This window comes from Humibacillus xanthopallidus, from assembly GCF_044793955.1.
Lineage (GTDB): Bacteria > Actinomycetota > Actinomycetes > Actinomycetales > Dermatophilaceae > Humibacillus > Humibacillus xanthopallidus_C.
The window spans coordinates 2,143,783-2,159,955 of record NZ_CP084995.1 but is presented as its reverse complement, the minus strand read 5'-3'; the positions used below and the strand labels follow the sequence as shown (position 1 = coordinate 2,159,955).

Sequence of the window (16,173 nt, the reverse complement as noted above, 5' to 3'; positions counted from 1 at the left end):
GCCTCAGACGCTAGCGGCGGTCCACTCGCGGGCCGACGAGAGGCGAGCCCGCGCGGCCTCGAGCTGCTCGGCGACCCGCACGGGCGCCGTGCCCCCGGCTGCGTCGCGCGAGGCGAGCGACCCGGCCACCGACAGCACGGAGCGCACCTCGGGTGTCAGGTGCTCGCTGATGCGCGCGAAGTCCTCGTCGGTCAGGTCCCACAGCTCGATGCCGCGCGGCTCGCACTCGCGCACGCACGCGCCGGCGACCTCGTGCGCGACGCGGAAGGGCACGCCTTGGCGCACCAGCCACTCGGCGATGTCGGTCGCGAGGGCGAAGCCCTGCGGCGCGAGCGACTCGAGTCGCTCGGTGTTGAAGGTCAGCGTGGCGACCATGCCGGAGAAGGCGGGCAGCAGCACCTCGAGGGTGTCGACCGCGTCGAAGACCGGCTCCTTGTCCTCCTGCAGGTCGCGGTTGTAGGCGAGCGGCAGGGCCTTGAGCGTCGTCAGCAGGCCGGCGAGGTCACCGACGAGACGGCCGGCCTTGCCCCGAGCGAGCTCGGCGACGTCGGGGTTCTTCTTCTGCGGCATGATGCTCGACCCGGTCGAGTAGGAGTCGTGCAACGTGACGAAGGAGAACTCCTTCGTCGCCCAGATGACGACCTCCTCGGCGAAGCGTGAGATGTCGACCGCCGTCATCGCCGCCACGAAGGCGAACTCGGCGACGAAGTCACGCGAGGCAGTGCCGTCGATGGAGTTCTCGACCGCGCGGGCGAAGCCGAGGTCCTTCGCCACCGCCTCCGGGTCGAGCCCGAGCGATGAGCCCGCCAATGCACCCGATCCGTAGGGGGACGCGTTGCTCCGCACGTCCCAGTCGCGCAGCCGGTCGACGTCGCGCAGCAGGGCCCAGGCGTGGGCGAGGAGGTGGTGCGACAGCAGCACAGGCTGCGCGTGCTGGAGGTGCGTCCGCCCCGGCATCGCGACCCCGAGGTGCCGATCTGCTTGTGCGACAAGCGCATCGACAACGTCGAGCACGAGTCCGCCCACCACCCGGGCGTGTTCGCGCAGATACATCCGAAACAGCGTCGCCACCTGGTCGTTGCGCGAACGGCCGGCGCGCAGCCGGCCGCCGAGGTCGGCACCGGCCCGCTCGATGAGGCCGCGCTCGAGCGCGGTGTGCACGTCCTCGTCGTCCTGGGCCGGCGTGAAGGCACCCGAGAGCACATCGGCCTCGAGGCGGTCGAGGCCACCCAGCATGCCGTCGAGGTGCTCCTGCGAGAGGAGGCCCGCGGCGTGCAGCACGCGAGCGTGCGCCCGCGACCCGGCGATGTCGTGCGGTGCGAGGCGCCAGTCGAAGTGGGTGCTCTTGGAGAGAGCGGCGAGGGCCTGGTCGGGCCCGCCGGAGAAGCGACCGCCCCAGAGGCTCACGCGGTCGTCGGCCGGTGTGGCCTCGGCCGGGCTGGGCTCGTGCTGCGGGGTCATACGGCTCCTTCGAGGGTGGGGTCAGTCGCGGGCGTCGGCGAGCGCCTGGAGCCGCTCCGCCACGGAGGCGGCGGCCTCCGCGCTCGCCGTCACGAGCATGATCGTGTCGTCGCCGGCGATGGTGCCGACGACCTCGGGGTCTCGCGTCTGGTCGATGGCCAGGGCGAGGTAGTTGGCCGCTCCGGCCGGGGTGCGCAGCACGACGAGGTTGACGGCGGGCGAGGCCGACACGAGCAGCTCCTCGCACGTGCGCCGCAACCGCGCCGAGGCGGTGTCACCCAGCGACCCCACGGGCGCCACGTCGCTGCCCTCCCCCGGGACGGCATACACGAGCGCACGCCCACGGCGGACCTTGACGGCGCCCACCTCGACGAGGTCACGCGACAGCGTGGCCTGGGTGACCTCGGTGCCCTCGCCGAGCAGCAGGTCGGCGAGCTCGCCCTGGCTGTGCACCTCGTGCTGGCGGAGCAGCTCGACGATGCGGCGCTGGCGCTGGGTGCGGCTCATGGGCTCGCCTCGCGTGCGGCGGTGAGGATGGCGGGGAGCGCATCGAGGAAGCCGCGCAGCTCCTCGTCGGAGATGACGAGCGGTGGCGCGAGCCGGATCGCCGTCGGGGTGACGGCGTTGACGATGAAGCCGGCCTCCCGCGCCGCGACCATGACCGCCGCCGACGGTATGCCGTCGAGCTCGATCGCGCGCAACAGTCCCCGCCCGCGGGTGCCGGCGACGCCGTCGACTCGCACGTCGTCGAGCAGCGCACCGACCTCGCGGACGTGGGCGAGCAGGTCGTCACGCTCGATCGTGTCGAGCACGGCCAGTCCGGCCGCGCAGGCGAGCGGGTTGCCGCCGAACGTCGTGCCGTGCTGGCCCGCCACCAGCAGCCCGGTCACGTCGGGACCGAAGGTCACGAGCGCTCCGATGGGCACGCCCCCGCCGAGGCCCTTGGCGAGCGTCATCGCGTCGGGCACGATGCCCGCCCGCTGGTGGGCGAACCAGTCACCCGTGCGGCCGATCCCGGTCTGGATCTCGTCGACGACCAGGAGCGCGCCGTGCCAGGTGGTCAGCTCACGGGCGAGCCGGAGGTAGTCGTCGGAGAGCTCGCGCACGCCCGCCTCGCCCTGGATCGGCTCGACGACGAGGGCCGCGGTCGTGTCGTCCACCGCGGCGCGCAGCGCGTCGGCGTCGTCGGGCGCCACGAAGACGACCTCGGGGATGAGCGGCTCGAAGGGCTCGCGGTAGGCCGCCTTGTGGGTGAGCGCGAGCGCCCCGGTGGAGCGTCCGTGGAAGGAGCCCTCGAGCGCGACGATGCGGGTGCGACCGGTGCGCCGCGACAGCTTGATGGCCGCCTCCGTGGCCTCCGTGCCGGAGTTGGCGAAGAAGACCCCGGAGCCGGCGGGCGCGCGCGAGATCTCGAGCAGTCGCTCGGCGAGCAGGATGGCGGGCTCGGAGGTGAAGAAGTTGGAGACGTGGATGGCCGACTCGGCCTGCTTGGTCACCGCCTGCACGAGAGCGGGGTGGCCGTGGCCGAGGGCGTTGACCGCGATGCCCGAGAGCAGGTCGAGGTAGCGCTTGCCGTCGACGTCGGTGACCCAGCAACCGTGGCCGGAGGCCAGCACGAGCTGCGGGGTGCCGAAGACCTGGACGAGGGCGCTGCCGTAGCGCTCGAGCAGCTGGGCGTTCGAGCCGGAGCCGGTGCCCTCGGCCGGGGCCGTGCCGGTCATGCGTCCTCCTCGCGAGCGGGGCTCGCCGTCGGGGCGATGTCGGGCAGGACCATCGTGCCGATGCCCTCGTCGGTGAAGATCTCGAGCAGGATCGAGTGCGGCTTGCGCCCGTCGACGACGTGCGTCTGGGGCACACCGCCCTCGACGGCGCGGATGCACGCCTCGAGCTTGGGCACCATGCCCGCCTCCACCCGGGTCAGCAGCGACTTGGCGGCCGTCACGTCGATCGTCGACAGCAGCGACCCCCGGTCGGGCCAGTCGGCATAGATGCCCTCGACGTCAGTGAGCACGACGAGCTTCTCGGCGCCGAGGGCGACCGCGATCGCGGCTGCCGCCGTGTCGGCGTTGACGTTGAGCACCTGCCCCTCGACGTCGAGGTCGGGGGCGACGGTCGAGACGACCGGCACGCGGCCCGCGTCGAGGATGTCGATGACGGCCGACGGGTTGACGCTCTCGACGTCGCCGACGAGGCCGAGGTCGACCTCCTCGCCGTCGACGACGGTTCCGCGGCGTCGGGCGCCGAGCAGGCCGGCGTCCTCACCGGAGAGCCCGACGGCGATGGGGCCGTGCTGGTTGAGCAGGCCGACGAGCTCGCGCCCCACCTGGCCGGTGAGCACCATCCGCACGACGTCCATGACCTCCGGCGTCGTGACCCGCAGGCCGCCCTTGAACTCGCTCTCGAGCCCGACCCGGTCGAGCATCGCCTTGATCTGCGGGCCGCCGCCGTGCACGACGACAGGACGCAGGCCGGCATACCGGAGGAAGGCGACGTCCTCCGCGAAGGCGGCCTTGAGGGAGTCGTCGATCATGGCGTTGCCGCCGTACTTGACGACGACGAGCGCGCCGCGGAAGCGCTCGAGCCACGGCAGCGCCTCGACGAGCGTCGCCGCCTTGCCGGCCGCGACGCGCAGGGCGGCAGCGTCGATGAGGCCACGGAGATTCTGCTGGGCAGGGGTCGTCGTCATGTGCTGTAGGCCGAGTTCTCGTGGACGTAGTCGTGCGTGAGGTCGTTGGTCCAGACGGTGGCCGACTCGGGACCGGCGTGCAGGTCGACGACGACGTGCACCTCGCGGCTGGTGAGGTCGACGAGGGCGCGGTCGTCACCGACCCCTCCGGCGCGGCAGACCTGGATGCCGTTCATCGTCACGTCGAGGGTGGCCGGGTCGAAGGCGGCCCGGGTGGTGCCGACGGCGGCGAGCACCCGCCCCCAGTTGGGGTCGTTGCCGAAGACGGCGCACTTGAAGAGGTTGTTGCGGGCCACGGCCCGCGCCACCTCGAGCGCGTCGTCGACGCTGGCCGCCGAGCGCACCTCGATGGCGATGTCGTGGGCGGCGCCCTCGGCGTCGGCGATGAGCTGACGTGCGAGGCTCGCGCTCACCGACGTCAGGGCCGCCGTCAGCTCGTCGCGGCCCACCGAGACGCCGGAGGCCCCGGAGGCGAGCACGACCACGGTGTCGTTGGTCGACATGCAGGCGTCGGAGTCGATGCGGTCGAACGAGACGGCCGTGGCGGCGCGCAGGGCCGGGTCGAGGTCGGCGGGGTCGACGACGGCATCGGTGGTGAGCACGACGAGCATGGTCGCAAGCGCCGGCGCCAGCATGCCGGCGCCCTTGGCCATGCCCGACACCGACCAGCCCTCACCCGCATGCGCCGCCACCTTGTGCACGCTGTCGGTGGTCTTGATCGCGATGGCCGCTGCCTCGTGGCCCTCCGGCGACAGCGCTGCAGCAGCCGCGTCGACGCCCGCCGAGATCTTGTCCATCGGCAGGAGCTCGCCGATGAGGCCGGTCGAGCAGACGACGACGTCGCCGGCGGAGATCCCGAGCACCTCGGCGACCTGCTCGGCGGTGCGGTGCGTGTCGAGGAAGCCGAGGGCCCCGGTGCAGGCGTTGGCCCCGCCGGAGTTGAGCACGACGGCGTCGACGCGGCCGTCGACGACGACCTGGCGCGACCAGGTGACGGGGGCGGCCTCGACGCGGTTGCTCGTGAAGACGGCAGCCGCGTGGTGGTCAGGGCCGTCGTTGACGACGAGCGCGAGGTCGGGGCTGCCGCTCACCTTGAGGCCGGCCGTGACCCCGGCTGCGCGGAAGCCCGCAGGCAGCCGGACGGCGGGGCTGAGCGGGTGCTCGGTGGGAGAGGTGCTCTCGGTGCTCACGGTGCGACTCCTGCGACGGGCAGCCCGAGGGTCTCGTCGAGGCCGAGGGCGAGGTTGGCGCACTGCACGGCGGCGCCGGCGGTGCCCTTGGTGAGGTTGTCGACGGCCGCGACGACGACGACGCGGCCCAGCCGCTCGTCGACCGTGACCTGCAGCTGCACGTGGTTGCTGCCGATGACGGACGCCGTGGCCGGCCACACCCCCTCGGGCAGCAGGTGGACGAAGGGCTCGGCGGCATACGCCTGCTCCCAGGCAGCGCGGACGGCGCTGGGCTTCGCACCCGCCCGGAGCCGGGCCGTGCAGGTGGCGAGGATGCCGCGCGGCATCGGCGCGAGCGTGGGCGTGAACGACACGGTGACCGTCTCACCCGCGGCACGCGAGAGGTTCTGCTCGATCTCGGGGGTGTGCCGGTGGACGCCGCCGACGCCGTAGGGAGACATCGAGCCCATCACCTCGCTGCCGAGCAGGTGCGGCTTGAGTCCCTTGCCTGCTCCCGAGGTGCCCGAGGCCGCGACCACGACGACGTCGTCGCTCTCGAGCAGCCCCGCCGCGAAGCCCGGCGCGAGGGCCAGCGACACGGCCGTCGGGTAGCAGCCGGGGACGGCGATCCGCCGCTCCCCCGCGAGCTGCTCGCGCTGACTGCTGCCGGACGGACCGGGGAGCTCGGGCATGCCGTAGGGCCACGAGCCGGCATAGGGCGTGTCGTAGAAGTCGGCCCAGGCCTGTTCGCTCTCGAGCCGGAAGTCGGCCCCGCAGTCGATGACGACGACGGACTCGGGCAGCTGGGCCGCGAGCCGAGCCGAGTGACCGTGCGGCAGGGCGAGGAAGACGACGTCGTGGCCCGACAGCGTCTCGAGGGTGGTGTCCTCGAGCACGCGGTCGGCCAGGGGGACGAGGTGCGGGTGGACGCCCCCGAGTCGTTCACCCGCACTGCTCGCCGCTGTGACGGCCCCGATCTCGATCTGCGGGTGGGCGAGCAGCAGCCGGAGGATCTCTCCTCCGGCGTAGCCGCTCGCCCCCGCCACTGCTGCCCTGATCACACTGCATGACTATACACGACAGTGCATAGTTGTGCAGCCTAGCAAGGCAGCGCCGACGGGCGGCTCCGAGGCGTCACGCCGCCCGGCACGGACGAGCCGTGCCGGGCGGCGGGTGCTGCGGTGGATGGTCAGTCGTCCCCAGGGGTGGAGGCGATCACTTGGGCATGAGCACGGTGTCGATGACGTGGATGACGCCGTTGCTCGCCTCGACATCGGTGGCCGTCACGTTGGACGTGCCGCCCGCGGCGTCGGTGAGCGAGACCTTGTCGCCCTCGACGTTGATCGTGAGCTCAGCGCCCTGCACGGTCTTGACCTTCTGGCCGTCCATCGTCAGCACGTCGGCGGCCATCACCTTGCCGGGGACGACGTGGTAGGTCAGGATCTGCGTCAGGTCGCCCGTGGGGTCCTTGAGCAAGGTGTCGACCGTGCCGGCCGGGAGCTTCTCGAAGGCCGCATCGGTCGGGGCGAAGACAGTGAAGGGCCCCGGTCCCTTGAGCGTCTCGACCAGTCCGGCCGCGGTCAGCGCCGCCGCCAGCGTGGTGAAGTCGCCGGCCGCCACAGCCGTGTCGACGATGTCGGCCGTGGCCATGGCCTCGGTCGTCGACTCGGAGGGCGAGGGCGAGGCGGATGCCGACGTGGCGGCGGGCGCTGGGGCTGCAGGCGTGGCGGTGTCGGTGCTGCCGCACGCTGCAGTGGTGAGGGCGAGGGCCAGCACAGCGGCCACGGGGAAGATGCGTCGCATGGGAGGAGTCCTTTCGGGGTGGTCGGTCTGACACTCCTTCTTCCGCGTTCGACCCCTTCGTGGATGCACCTCGGTCGACGAAAGTTTGCGCCCGGCGGTCACCAAGCCGCAGGCAGACGCGCCACGACCCCCGTTCCGGCGCCTCAGCGCTGCACAGCCCCGGTCGCGTCGGCGGCAGCTGCAACCGCCGCGTCGCGGAAGGCGTTGACCTCGTCGGTCGTCAGGGTGCGGTCGGCCGCCCGGAAGGTGAGCCGGTAGGCGAGAGACCGGTGCCCGGCCTCCACGCGCTCCCCCTCGTAGACGTCGAAGAGCACGATCGACTCGAGCGACTCCCCCGCGCCCCTGCGCAGCGCCGCCTCGACCTCGCCGGCCGCGACCTCGGAGCGCACGAGCAGCGCGACATCGGTGAGGGCGGGCGGGAAGGTCGAGAACGCGTCGGCCTGGACCGGCTCCTCGCTGGCAGCCGTGAGCACGTCGACGTCGAACTCCGCCGCGACGGTGCGCGCCGGCAGGTCGAGCGCGGCGAGCACCTTGGGGTGCAGCTCGCCGGCGTGCCCGACGAGCGTGCCGTCGGCGAGCGTGATCCGTGCGCAGCGACCCGGGTGCCACGGCGCGTGGTCGGGGTCGTTGCTGACGACGACGGGCACGGCGAGCGCTGCCGCGACCGTCTGCACCGCCGCCACCATGTCGCTCCAGTCGGCGGCGCGTCCGGGGCCCCACCACCCGGCCTGCTCGATCTGGCCGGTCGCGGCGAGGGCCGCGCGGCGCGGCTGGTCGGGTACGGCGGCATACAGCTGCTCGAGGGTCGCGTCGTCGGGACGCGCGGCGACGCCGGGGATCGGCGCCTTGCCGAGCGGACCGCCGGGCCGGAATACGAGCCCGATCTCGGAGACGGCGACGTCCTTGTGCCCGCGCGCCAGGTTGCGCCGCAGCACGTCGACGAGGCTCGAGAGCACCATCGTGCGCAGCAGCGGGCGCTCCTCGGACAGCGGGTTGGCGATGCGCACGGCCTGACGGCGGTCGTCGTCCGCCGGCAGTCCGAGGTGGTCGGCGAGCTCGGCGGCGACGAACGGATAGCTCAGCACCTCGGTGAAGCCCGCCCCCGCGAGCGCATCGGCGACGATGCGGCGCGCCTTCTGGCCGTGGGTGAGGCCTCGACCCTCCGAGGGCGTCGGGGTGATCGACGGGATGTTGTTGTAGCCGTCGATGCGCGCCACCTCCTCCGCGTAGTCGGGCGCGTCGACGAGGTCGGGGCGCCACGACGGCGGGGTGACGAGCACGTGCGTGTCGTCGGCGCCCTCGGCAGACTCGTCGACCACGCAGCCGAGGTCGCGCAGGATGGCGAGCACCCGGTCACGCGGGTAGTCGACGCCGACGATGCGGCGGGGCTCCGTGACGTCGAGGAGGTATGCCGTGCGCTCCGTCGTGCGGTCGACATCGGTCACGCCGGGGTCGGCAGCGCCACCGCCGTGCTCGACGAGCAGGTCGACGGCGAGCTGGGCCGCCGCTGCGGTCACCCGCGGGTCGACGCCGCGCTCGAAGCGCTTGGACGCCTCGGTGACGAGGCGGTGGCGGCGCGAGGAGCGCGCCACCGTCGTGGGGTCGAAGTGGGCGGCCTCGACGAGAACGTCGGTCGTCGCGTCGTCGACCTCGGAGGAGACGCCGCCCATGACCCCGGCGATGGCGAGCGGCCGCTCGCCCGAGTCGGTGATGAGCAGGTCCTCGGGGCTCAGCGTGCGCTCGACGTCGTCGAGCGTCGTCAGTGCCTCGCCGGAGCGGGCGCGACGCACCACGATCGGGCCCTGGAGCTTGGCGAGGTCGTAGGCGTGGAGCGGCTGGCCGACGGCGAGCATGACGTAGTTGGTCACGTCGACGGCGAGGCTGATCGGACGCATCCCCATCTGGGTCAGGCGCTTCTGCATCCACGGGGGCGACGGCCGCGTCGGGTCGATGCCGCGAACGACACGGGCCACGAAGCGGTCGCAGCCGACGGCGCCGTCGACCGGCGCGTCGTCCTCGAGGCGGATCGGGTGGCCGTCGCCATTGGCCTCGGGGGTGGCGACGTCGGCCGGGTCGCGGTAGCCGCCGACCGGGCTGCCCTGGGAGTGCCAGAACTCGCGGGCGAGGCCACGCACCGAGAAGCAGTAGCCGCGGTCGGGCGTCACGTTGGTCTCGACGGTCTCCTCGGCGAGGCCGAGCAGGGCGATGGCGTCGTCGCCGGGCTGCAGGGTGGCGGCCTTCTCGGCACCGAGCAGGCGCTCGAGGACGATGATGCCCTCGTGGTCGTGGCCGAGGCCGATCTCGTCCTCGGCGCAGATCATGCCGTTGGAGACGTGGCCGTAGGTCTTGCGTGCGGCGATGGCGAAGTTGCCGGGCAGGACGGCTCCGGGCAGCACGACGACGACGAGGTCGCCCACCTCGAAGTTGTGGGCGCCGCAGACGATCTCCTGGTGCTTGCCCTCGGTCAGCATCTGGCCGTTCTGGCCGACGTCGACGGTGCACCAGCGGATGGTCTTGCCGTTCTTCTGGGGCTCGAGGGCGATGTCGAGCACCCGGCCGACGACGAGCGGCCCGGTGAGGTCGCCGCCATGGAGGTCCTCCTCCTCGAGCCCGACGGAGACGAGCCCGGCAGCGACGTCGGCGCCGCGGGTCCCCACGGGCAGGTCGGTGAGCTCGGCGAGCCAGCTCAGTGGCATCCGCATGTCAGGCCCCCATCCCGAACTGCTGCGAGAAGCGCAGGTCGCCCTCGACCATGTCGTGCATGCCCTGCACGCCGTGACGCAGCATCAGTGCCCTCTCGATGCCGAGCCCGAAGGCGAACCCGGAGTAGATGTCGGGGTCGATGCCGCAGGTGCGCAGCACCTTGCGGTTGACCATGCCGGAGCCGCCCAGCTCGATCCAGCCTGAACCGCCACAGGTGCGGCACTGCTCAGGCGTGCCCCACGTCTCGGCGCCGTGGCAGGCGAAGCAGAGGAAGTCGGTCTCCATGCTCGGCTCGGTGAAGGGGAAGTAGTTGGCGCGCACGCGGGTGCGGGTCTCCTCGCCGAACATGATGCGCACGAAGGCGTCGAGGGCGCCGCGCAGGTGGGCCATCGTCAGGCCCTTGTCGATGGCGAGGCACTCGATCTGGTGGAAGACCGGGGTGTGCGTCGCGTCGAGGTCGTCGGTGCGGAAGACCTTGCCCGGGGCCACGACGTAGATCGGCGGCTCCTTCTCGAGCATGGTGCGGATCTGCACCGGTGAGGTCTGGGTGCGCAGCACGAGACCGGAGTCGACGGGGTCGAGGAAGAAGGTGTCCTGCATCTGCCGCGCGGGGTGGTCGGGGCCGAGGTTGAGGGCATCGAAGTTGAGCCACTCGCTCTCGAGCTCGGGACCCTCGGCGACCTCCCAGCCCATGCCGACGAACGCGTCGACGAGGCGCTGGGCCGTGAGCTCGATGGGGTGGCGGGCGCCGGGCTGGCGACGCAGCGCCGGCACGGTCACATCGACCCGCTCGTCGACGAGGATGCGCTCGTCGCGCAGGGCCTCGAGCTCGGACTGGCGTGCCGACAGCGCCTGCGCCACCCGTCCGCGGGCTTGCCCGACGCGCTTGCCGGCCTCGGCCTTGGCACTCGGCGGCAGGGCCCCGATCTCGCGGTTGGCGAGGGCGAGCGCACTCCGCTCGCCCTGGTGGGCCGTGCGCACCGCCTTGAGCTCCTCGAGGGAGCCGGCAGCCGCAGCGGCCGTCAGGGCCTGCTCGACGGCGGCGTCGATCTGCGCGGGATCGAGCGCCGCGACCTCGACGGGGTCGTAGTTCGTGTTGGGTCCGGACATCGGGGTGCGTTCGCTGCTCTCGTCGGTCGGGGCGGGCGCCGCGGGGACGCCGGTGCGTGCTGAATCGGTGCCAGTCTATGGGCGCCGGCGAGCGGATCCCGGCGCCGTCTCGGCGGTCCGGCGGGTGGATCGTGGTGGTGGCGTCACTCGGAGACGACGTCGGGCAGGCCCGACGGCAGGCGCACGTCGAAGCGAGCACCCCCGGCCTCGTTCTCCTCCACCGTGACGGTGCCGCCGTGCGCCTCGACGAGGCCGCGCACCACGTAGAGGCCGAGTCCGGTGCTGGCATTGGAGGGACCGTGCCAGAAGCGGCCGAAGACCTTCTCGCGGTCGGACGGCGGGATGCCGTCGCCCTCGTCGTCGACGCGCACGACGACCCACTCGCCGCGACGGTCGAGGGTCACGGTGACGACCCCGGCCCCGTGGCGCAGGGCGTTCTCGATGAGGTTGAAGAAGATCTGCTCGAGCCGGTCGGCGTCGGCCCACATCTCGGGCAGCCCCTGCTCCGCGGCGGCGTCGCCGAGCTCGAGCCGCACGGCGCCGGTGGCCCGGCCCAGCTCGTGGCGCACGACGTGGGTGCGCAGCAGGTCGTGCAGGTCGACCGGGCCGAGCCGCAGGTTGAGGCTGTCGGAGTCGAGCCGCGAGATGTCGAGCAGCTCGGTGATGAGCCGGGTCAGCCGGTTGGCGTCGGCCTCGATCGTCTCGATCATGAGGCGCTTCTGCTCGTCGGTGAAGCGCTCCCATCGGCGCAGCAGGCTGCTCGTGAAGCCGGTCACCGACGTGAGCGGCGCCCGCAGCTCGTGGGCGACGGTCGAGAGCACGGTCGCCTGGTCGCGCTCGGCCCGCTGGCGGGCCTCGGCGTCGCGCAGGCCGAGCATCACCCGGTCGACGCGCTCGTCGCCGCCGCCCAGCCCGGACCGCACGTAGCGCGCGGTGACGAGCACCTCCTTGCCGCGTGGGCCGACGAGCAGCTTCTCGAGGTGGCCCGTGCGACTCGCGGCGCCGTCCCACGGGTCGGCGTGGGCCCACCAGTCGCGGCCGTACTTGTCGGTGAGGGGCAGCACGTCGTCGACGGGCAGACCGATGAGGTCGGCGGGGTCGGGGATGTCGAGGATGCGGAGCGCCTCGGCGTTGACGAGGCGCACCCGCCGGTCGGCCCCCACCACGACGAGCCCGTCGGGCAACAGCTCGGCCATCGACGCGACCGGCGCGCTGGAGCCGGGCGTGGCCGGCACTCGCTCACCGTCGGCGGTGGTCATGCTCGGAAGGATAGCCACCGGCGACGACCCGCCGGGGGGTCAGCCTGCGACGCGGCGCGCCTCGGCCGACGCGTAGAGGCAGACCGTGGCCGCCATCGCGAGGTTGAGCGACTCGGCGTGGCCGTAGATCGGCACGCGGACGACCTCGTCGCACGTGTCGCGGATCTCGGGGGGCAGGCCCCAGGCCTCGTTGCCCATGACCCACGCGTTGCCGGGGGTGCCCCGTCCGAGGTCGAGGTCGTGGAGCAGGGTCGTGCCGGCCCCGTCGGCGGCGAGCAGGCGCAGCCCACGGCCGCGCAGGGCGGCGAAGATCTCGGGCACCGTGGCGCCGACGCTGATCGGCAGGTGCCAGAGCGAGCCGACCGTCGAGCGCACCACCTTGCTGTTGTAGACATCGACGCTGGCGTCGCTGACGATGACCGCGTCGGCTCCTGCCGCGTCGGCACCGCGGATGACCGTGCCGGCGTTGCCGGGGTCACGCACGTTGGTCAGCACGCAGACGAGGGCGTCGGGCGGCAGGTCGCCCACCGCGACGTCCAGGGGGACGTCGAGCACGCGGCATACGGCAGCGATCCCCTGCGGGGACTCCGTGTCACCCATGGCGGCGAGCACCTCGGGGCTCACCTCGTGCACCCACAGGTCGGCTGCGCGAGCAGCGTCGACGATGGCCGTATGCCGCTCGGCGGCCTCGGGCGTGACGTAGACGTCGCGCACGAGCTCGGGACGGAAGGCGACGGCCTCGCGCACGGCCTGGGGTCCCTCGGCGAGGAACTCACCCGTGCGCGCACGCACCGAGCGCCGGGACAGCGCCCGCACTGCCTTGACCCGATCGGATCGGGGGTTGGTCAGCACGGGGGCTCCCGGCGCTCGGTCTGCGTTGCTCTGCGCTGCGAGATGGTGCGGGACGTCGCTCAGGCGGCGTCGCCGGCGGCCTTGGCCACCGTCGCGTTGGCCGCGGCGGGGACGTTGGCGCGCGACACCTCGACGAGCGCGGTGAAGGCCGCGGCGTCGTTGACGGCGAGGTCGGCGAGGATCTTGCGGTCGACCTCGACTCCCGCCAGCTTGAGGCCCTGCATGAACCGGTTGTAGGTCATGCCGTTGGCGCGGGCCGCAGCGTTGATGCGCTGGATCCACAGACGACGGAAGTCGCCCTTCTTGGCGCGACGGTCACGGTAGGCGTAACCCAGCGAGTGGGTCACCTGCTCCTTGGCCTTGCGGTAGAGACGCGACCGCTGTCCGCGGTAACCGCTCGCGCGCTCGAGAACGACGCGACGCTTCTTCTGGGCGTTGACCGCCCGCTTCACGCGTGCCACGTGAATACTCCTTCTGTACGAAGCACCGGGATGGTGCTGCTGGCGGAACCGAGATGACCCGGCTGCTCAGCGGAATGCTGGGTAGGGGGTTCGGCTCACTTGCCGAGGAGCTTCTTGACCTTCTTGGCGTCCGGCTTGGACAGCTCGACGTCGTTCGCGATGGAACGCATCTTCTTGCTCGACTTGTGCTCGAGCAGGTGACGACCGCCGGCCTGCTCGCGCATGACCTTGCCGGTGCCGGTGAGGCGGAAACGCTTCTTCGCACCGCTGTGCGTCTTCATCTTCGGCATGAGGGCCGATCTCCTTCGTGTTGCGTGCGCCGGTGGGCGCACGTGGTCTGTCAGGCCCGGGGGCTGGCGCCCTCGGTGGTCACTGCCGGTCGATCACGGGGTGGCGGTGGCCTGGTCGGTCTGCTCGACCTGGTCGGTCTGCTCGACCTCGTCGGTCTGCTCGACCTGGTCGGGCTGGTCGGTCTGCTCGGGGTGTGCTGCGTCGCCTGCGGCCGGGCGCTGCTCGCGGGAGCGGCGCTGCTCGGCCTTGGCCTCGGCCTTCTTCTTCGTCGGGCCGATCACCATGATCATGTTGCGACCGTCCTGCTTCGGAGCCGACTCGACGTAGCCGAGCTCGACGATGTCCTCGGCGAGGCGCTCGAGCAGGCGGCGACCGAGCTCGGGCCGGCTCTGCTCGCGGCCACGGAACATGATCGTCACCTTGACCTTGTCACCGGCCTTGAGGAACCGCTCGACATGGCCCTTCTTGGTGCCGTAGTCGTGCGGGTCGATCTTCGGTCGGAGCTTGATCTCCTTGATGACGGTGTTGACCTGGTTCTTGCGCGCTTCCCGTGCCTTCATGGCGGCTTCGTACTTGAACTTGCCGAAGTCCATGAGCTTGGCGACCGGCGGCTTGGCCATGGGCGCCACCTCGACGAGGTCGAGGTTCGCCTCCTCAGCCAGACGGAGCGCGTCCTCGACGCGCACGATGCCGACCTGCTCGCCGTTGGGGCCAACCAAGCGCACTTCCGGGACCCGGATGCGCTCGTTGATGCGAGGCTCGCTGATGTGGTGCTCCTAAGTTCGATGAATGGGGTGACCTGCGGGGTCATGCTCTCGTGCTGGTGCTGCTCGCGACCACCATGAGAAATGAAAAAAGGCTCCCCGTGAGTGCACGAGGAGCCCAGGTTGACGTATGCCGGAAGGTGGCCTTCGCGGCGTACGGCACAGTCCGCAGACCCCCGGAGGAGACATCGATCTGTGCGACCTTGGACCCGGCGACCTGACGGTCGGCGCGGGTGGAAGCGAGCTTCTCTTGCACGTCGATCCCGTGGTCATCGCCGAAGCGGTGGCCGGGGAAGGACTGGTCAGTGCTCGACTCTAGCAGCCGGCGCGCCTGACTCCGAATCGGGCAGCGCGGCCCCGGCGGGCGCCGGTGCGTCGGGCCGGGCCTCGTGAGGGCCCGCTGGGAGGACCTCGTGCGGGTGCGCGCGGTGGCGGGCCCCACCGAGCATGCCGGCCCCGGCGACGATCACGCCGAGGGCGGAGACGACGAGGAAGCCCCAGCGCCACCCGCCGAGGTCGATGGCGAAGCCGGCCAGGGGTGCACCGACCGCCGACCCGGAGGTCATGGCAGAGCCGTGCCAGCCCATCATCTCGCCACGGAAACGCTCCGGGACGACCCGGCTCAGCTGCTCGACGGTGGCGGTGAGCGTCGGGGCGCAGAGGACCCCGGACAGGGTGATGAGCACGGCGAAGCTCGGCACCCCGACCGCGAGCGCCACCGGGGCCGTCGTGGCGGCCAGACCGCCCAGCAGCCAGAAGACCGAGAAGGAGCGGTGCCAGGCGCCGTAGACGAGGCCCCCGACGAGCGAGCCCGCGCCCCAGAGCGCGAGGATCCAGCCGATCGAGGAGGTCGCCTCGAAGGAGCGCAGGGCCGCCACGATGGCGACGTCGGTGCCGCTCAGCACGAGGGTCGCGCAGGCCGCGGCGAGGTAGACGGCCGCCACCCGCATCGTGATGAAGCCGCGCCAGGCGCCCGGGATCGGCTCGGGCTCCACCGGGCGCACGGGGGTCGGGCCGGACCCGTCGGCGGCGCCCTTGATCGCCGGGTTGGCGACCCAGAGGACGCACCCGGCGAGCACGGCGGCCATCTCGACGGTGAAGAGGGCCCAGCCGGTGTTCCAGGCCGTGGCGAGCCAGACGCCGAGCGCGGGACCGGCCATGAAGGACAGCTCCGTGGCGGCCGAGTCGAGGGAGAGCGCGGTGCGCCGCTGGTGCTCCGGCACCGACCGGATGATGACCTGGCGCAGGATCGAGAAGGTCGGCACGACGAAGAGACCCGCCAGCGCGGCGAGCGCCATCAGGGGCGCGTAGTCGACCCATGGCGCGATCGACCAGCAGACGAGCTGGACGAGCAGCGACGGGGCGACGGTGCGGCGCAGGCCGAGCCGGTCGAGCAGCCGGCCGCGCCACGGACCTGAGATCGCGATGGCGACGGTGGCCGCCGCGGTGACGAGGCCGGCCTGGCCGTAGCTGCGACCGAGCGCCGAGACGACGTGCAGGGTGAGCAGCACGGTGCCGGCGAACATGGGGATGCGGATGAGCAGGCCCAGTGCCAGCGCGTTGCGCGTGTCACGGATCGCCAGCACGTGACGGTACTGCCCCACATCCATCCCG

15 protein-coding genes are annotated in these 16,173 nt (G+C 72.3%); all 15 read right to left on the bottom strand.

Going from position 1 to position 16,173, the window contains the following annotated elements; translation table 11 throughout:
• Positions 1–3 precede the first annotated feature (3 nt).
• The 15 genes from argH to LG278_RS09445 all read right to left on the bottom strand — a co-directional run bounded on the left by argH (position 4) and on the right by LG278_RS09445 (position 16,169).
• Complete coding sequence (argH, locus tag LG278_RS09515) at positions 4–1,461, bottom strand: argininosuccinate lyase (RefSeq protein ID WP_404393207.1); 1,458 nt, start codon at positions 1,459–1,461, stop codon at positions 4–6.
• A gap of 21 nt (positions 1,462–1,482) precedes the next feature.
• A complete protein-coding gene (argR, locus tag LG278_RS09510; RefSeq protein WP_404393205.1) occupies positions 1,483–1,968 on the bottom strand; it encodes an arginine repressor in 486 nt (161 codons plus the stop codon).
• Positions 1,965–3,182, bottom strand: coding sequence for an acetylornithine transaminase (locus tag LG278_RS09505; RefSeq protein WP_404393203.1), 1,218 nt, complete (start codon positions 3,180–3,182; stop codon positions 1,965–1,967). Before LG278_RS09505 ends, argR begins: the two co-directional genes overlap by 4 nt.
• Positions 3,179–4,147, bottom strand: a complete 969-nt coding sequence (argB, locus tag LG278_RS09500; protein WP_404393201.1) for an acetylglutamate kinase — start codon at positions 4,145–4,147, stop codon at positions 3,179–3,181. Before argB ends, LG278_RS09505 begins: the two co-directional genes overlap by 4 nt.
• Complete coding sequence (argJ, locus tag LG278_RS09495; RefSeq protein ID WP_404393199.1) at positions 4,144–5,337, bottom strand: bifunctional glutamate N-acetyltransferase/amino-acid acetyltransferase ArgJ; 1,194 nt, start codon at positions 5,335–5,337, stop codon at positions 4,144–4,146. Before argJ ends, argB begins: the two co-directional genes overlap by 4 nt.
• Positions 5,334–6,377 carry an N-acetyl-gamma-glutamyl-phosphate reductase gene (argC, locus tag LG278_RS09490; RefSeq protein WP_404393197.1) on the bottom strand — a complete coding sequence of 348 codons (1,044 nt, stop codon included), beginning with the start codon at positions 6,375–6,377 and terminating at the stop codon, positions 5,334–5,336. Before argC ends, argJ begins: the two co-directional genes overlap by 4 nt.
• Before the next feature lie 154 nt (positions 6,378–6,531).
• On the bottom strand, positions 6,532–7,119 hold the full coding sequence (locus LG278_RS09485) for a fasciclin domain-containing protein (RefSeq protein ID WP_404393195.1): 588 nt from the start codon (positions 7,117–7,119) through the stop codon (positions 6,532–6,534).
• Positions 7,120–7,262: 143 nt separating this feature from the next.
• Positions 7,263–9,821, bottom strand: a complete 2,559-nt coding sequence (gene pheT, locus LG278_RS09480) for a phenylalanine--tRNA ligase subunit beta (RefSeq protein ID WP_404393193.1) — start codon at positions 9,819–9,821, stop codon at positions 7,263–7,265.
• A gap of 1 nt (position 9,822) precedes the next feature.
• Positions 9,823–10,932, bottom strand: coding sequence for a phenylalanine--tRNA ligase subunit alpha (gene pheS, locus LG278_RS09475; RefSeq protein ID WP_404393191.1), 1,110 nt, complete (start codon positions 10,930–10,932; stop codon positions 9,823–9,825).
• A 143-nt stretch (positions 10,933–11,075) separates the two neighbouring features.
• Positions 11,076–12,191, bottom strand: a complete 1,116-nt coding sequence (locus tag LG278_RS09470; protein WP_404393189.1) for an ATP-binding protein — start codon at positions 12,189–12,191, stop codon at positions 11,076–11,078.
• Positions 12,192–12,230: 39 nt separating this feature from the next.
• Entirely contained in the window at positions 12,231–13,043 is an 813-nt protein-coding gene (locus LG278_RS09465) for a TrmH family RNA methyltransferase (protein WP_404393187.1), read from the bottom strand.
• A 59-nt stretch (positions 13,044–13,102) separates the two neighbouring features.
• Positions 13,103–13,504 carry a 50S ribosomal protein L20 gene (rplT, locus tag LG278_RS09460; RefSeq protein WP_404393185.1) on the bottom strand — a complete coding sequence of 134 codons (402 nt, stop codon included), beginning with the start codon at positions 13,502–13,504 and terminating at the stop codon, positions 13,103–13,105.
• 95 nt (positions 13,505–13,599) lie between these two features.
• A complete protein-coding gene (gene rpmI, locus LG278_RS09455; protein WP_141821043.1) occupies positions 13,600–13,794 on the bottom strand; it encodes a 50S ribosomal protein L35 in 195 nt (64 codons plus the stop codon).
• Between the two features lie 93 nt (positions 13,795–13,887).
• Positions 13,888–14,514, bottom strand: coding sequence for a translation initiation factor IF-3 (gene infC, locus LG278_RS09450; RefSeq protein WP_404393183.1), 627 nt, complete (start codon positions 14,512–14,514; stop codon positions 13,888–13,890).
• Positions 14,515–14,861: 347 nt separating this feature from the next.
• Positions 14,862–16,169 (bottom strand): MFS transporter, encoded by a 1,308-nt coding sequence (locus tag LG278_RS09445; RefSeq protein ID WP_404393181.1) that lies wholly within the window; start codon positions 16,167–16,169, stop codon positions 14,862–14,864.
• Between the last annotated feature and the right edge of the window lie 4 nt (positions 16,170–16,173).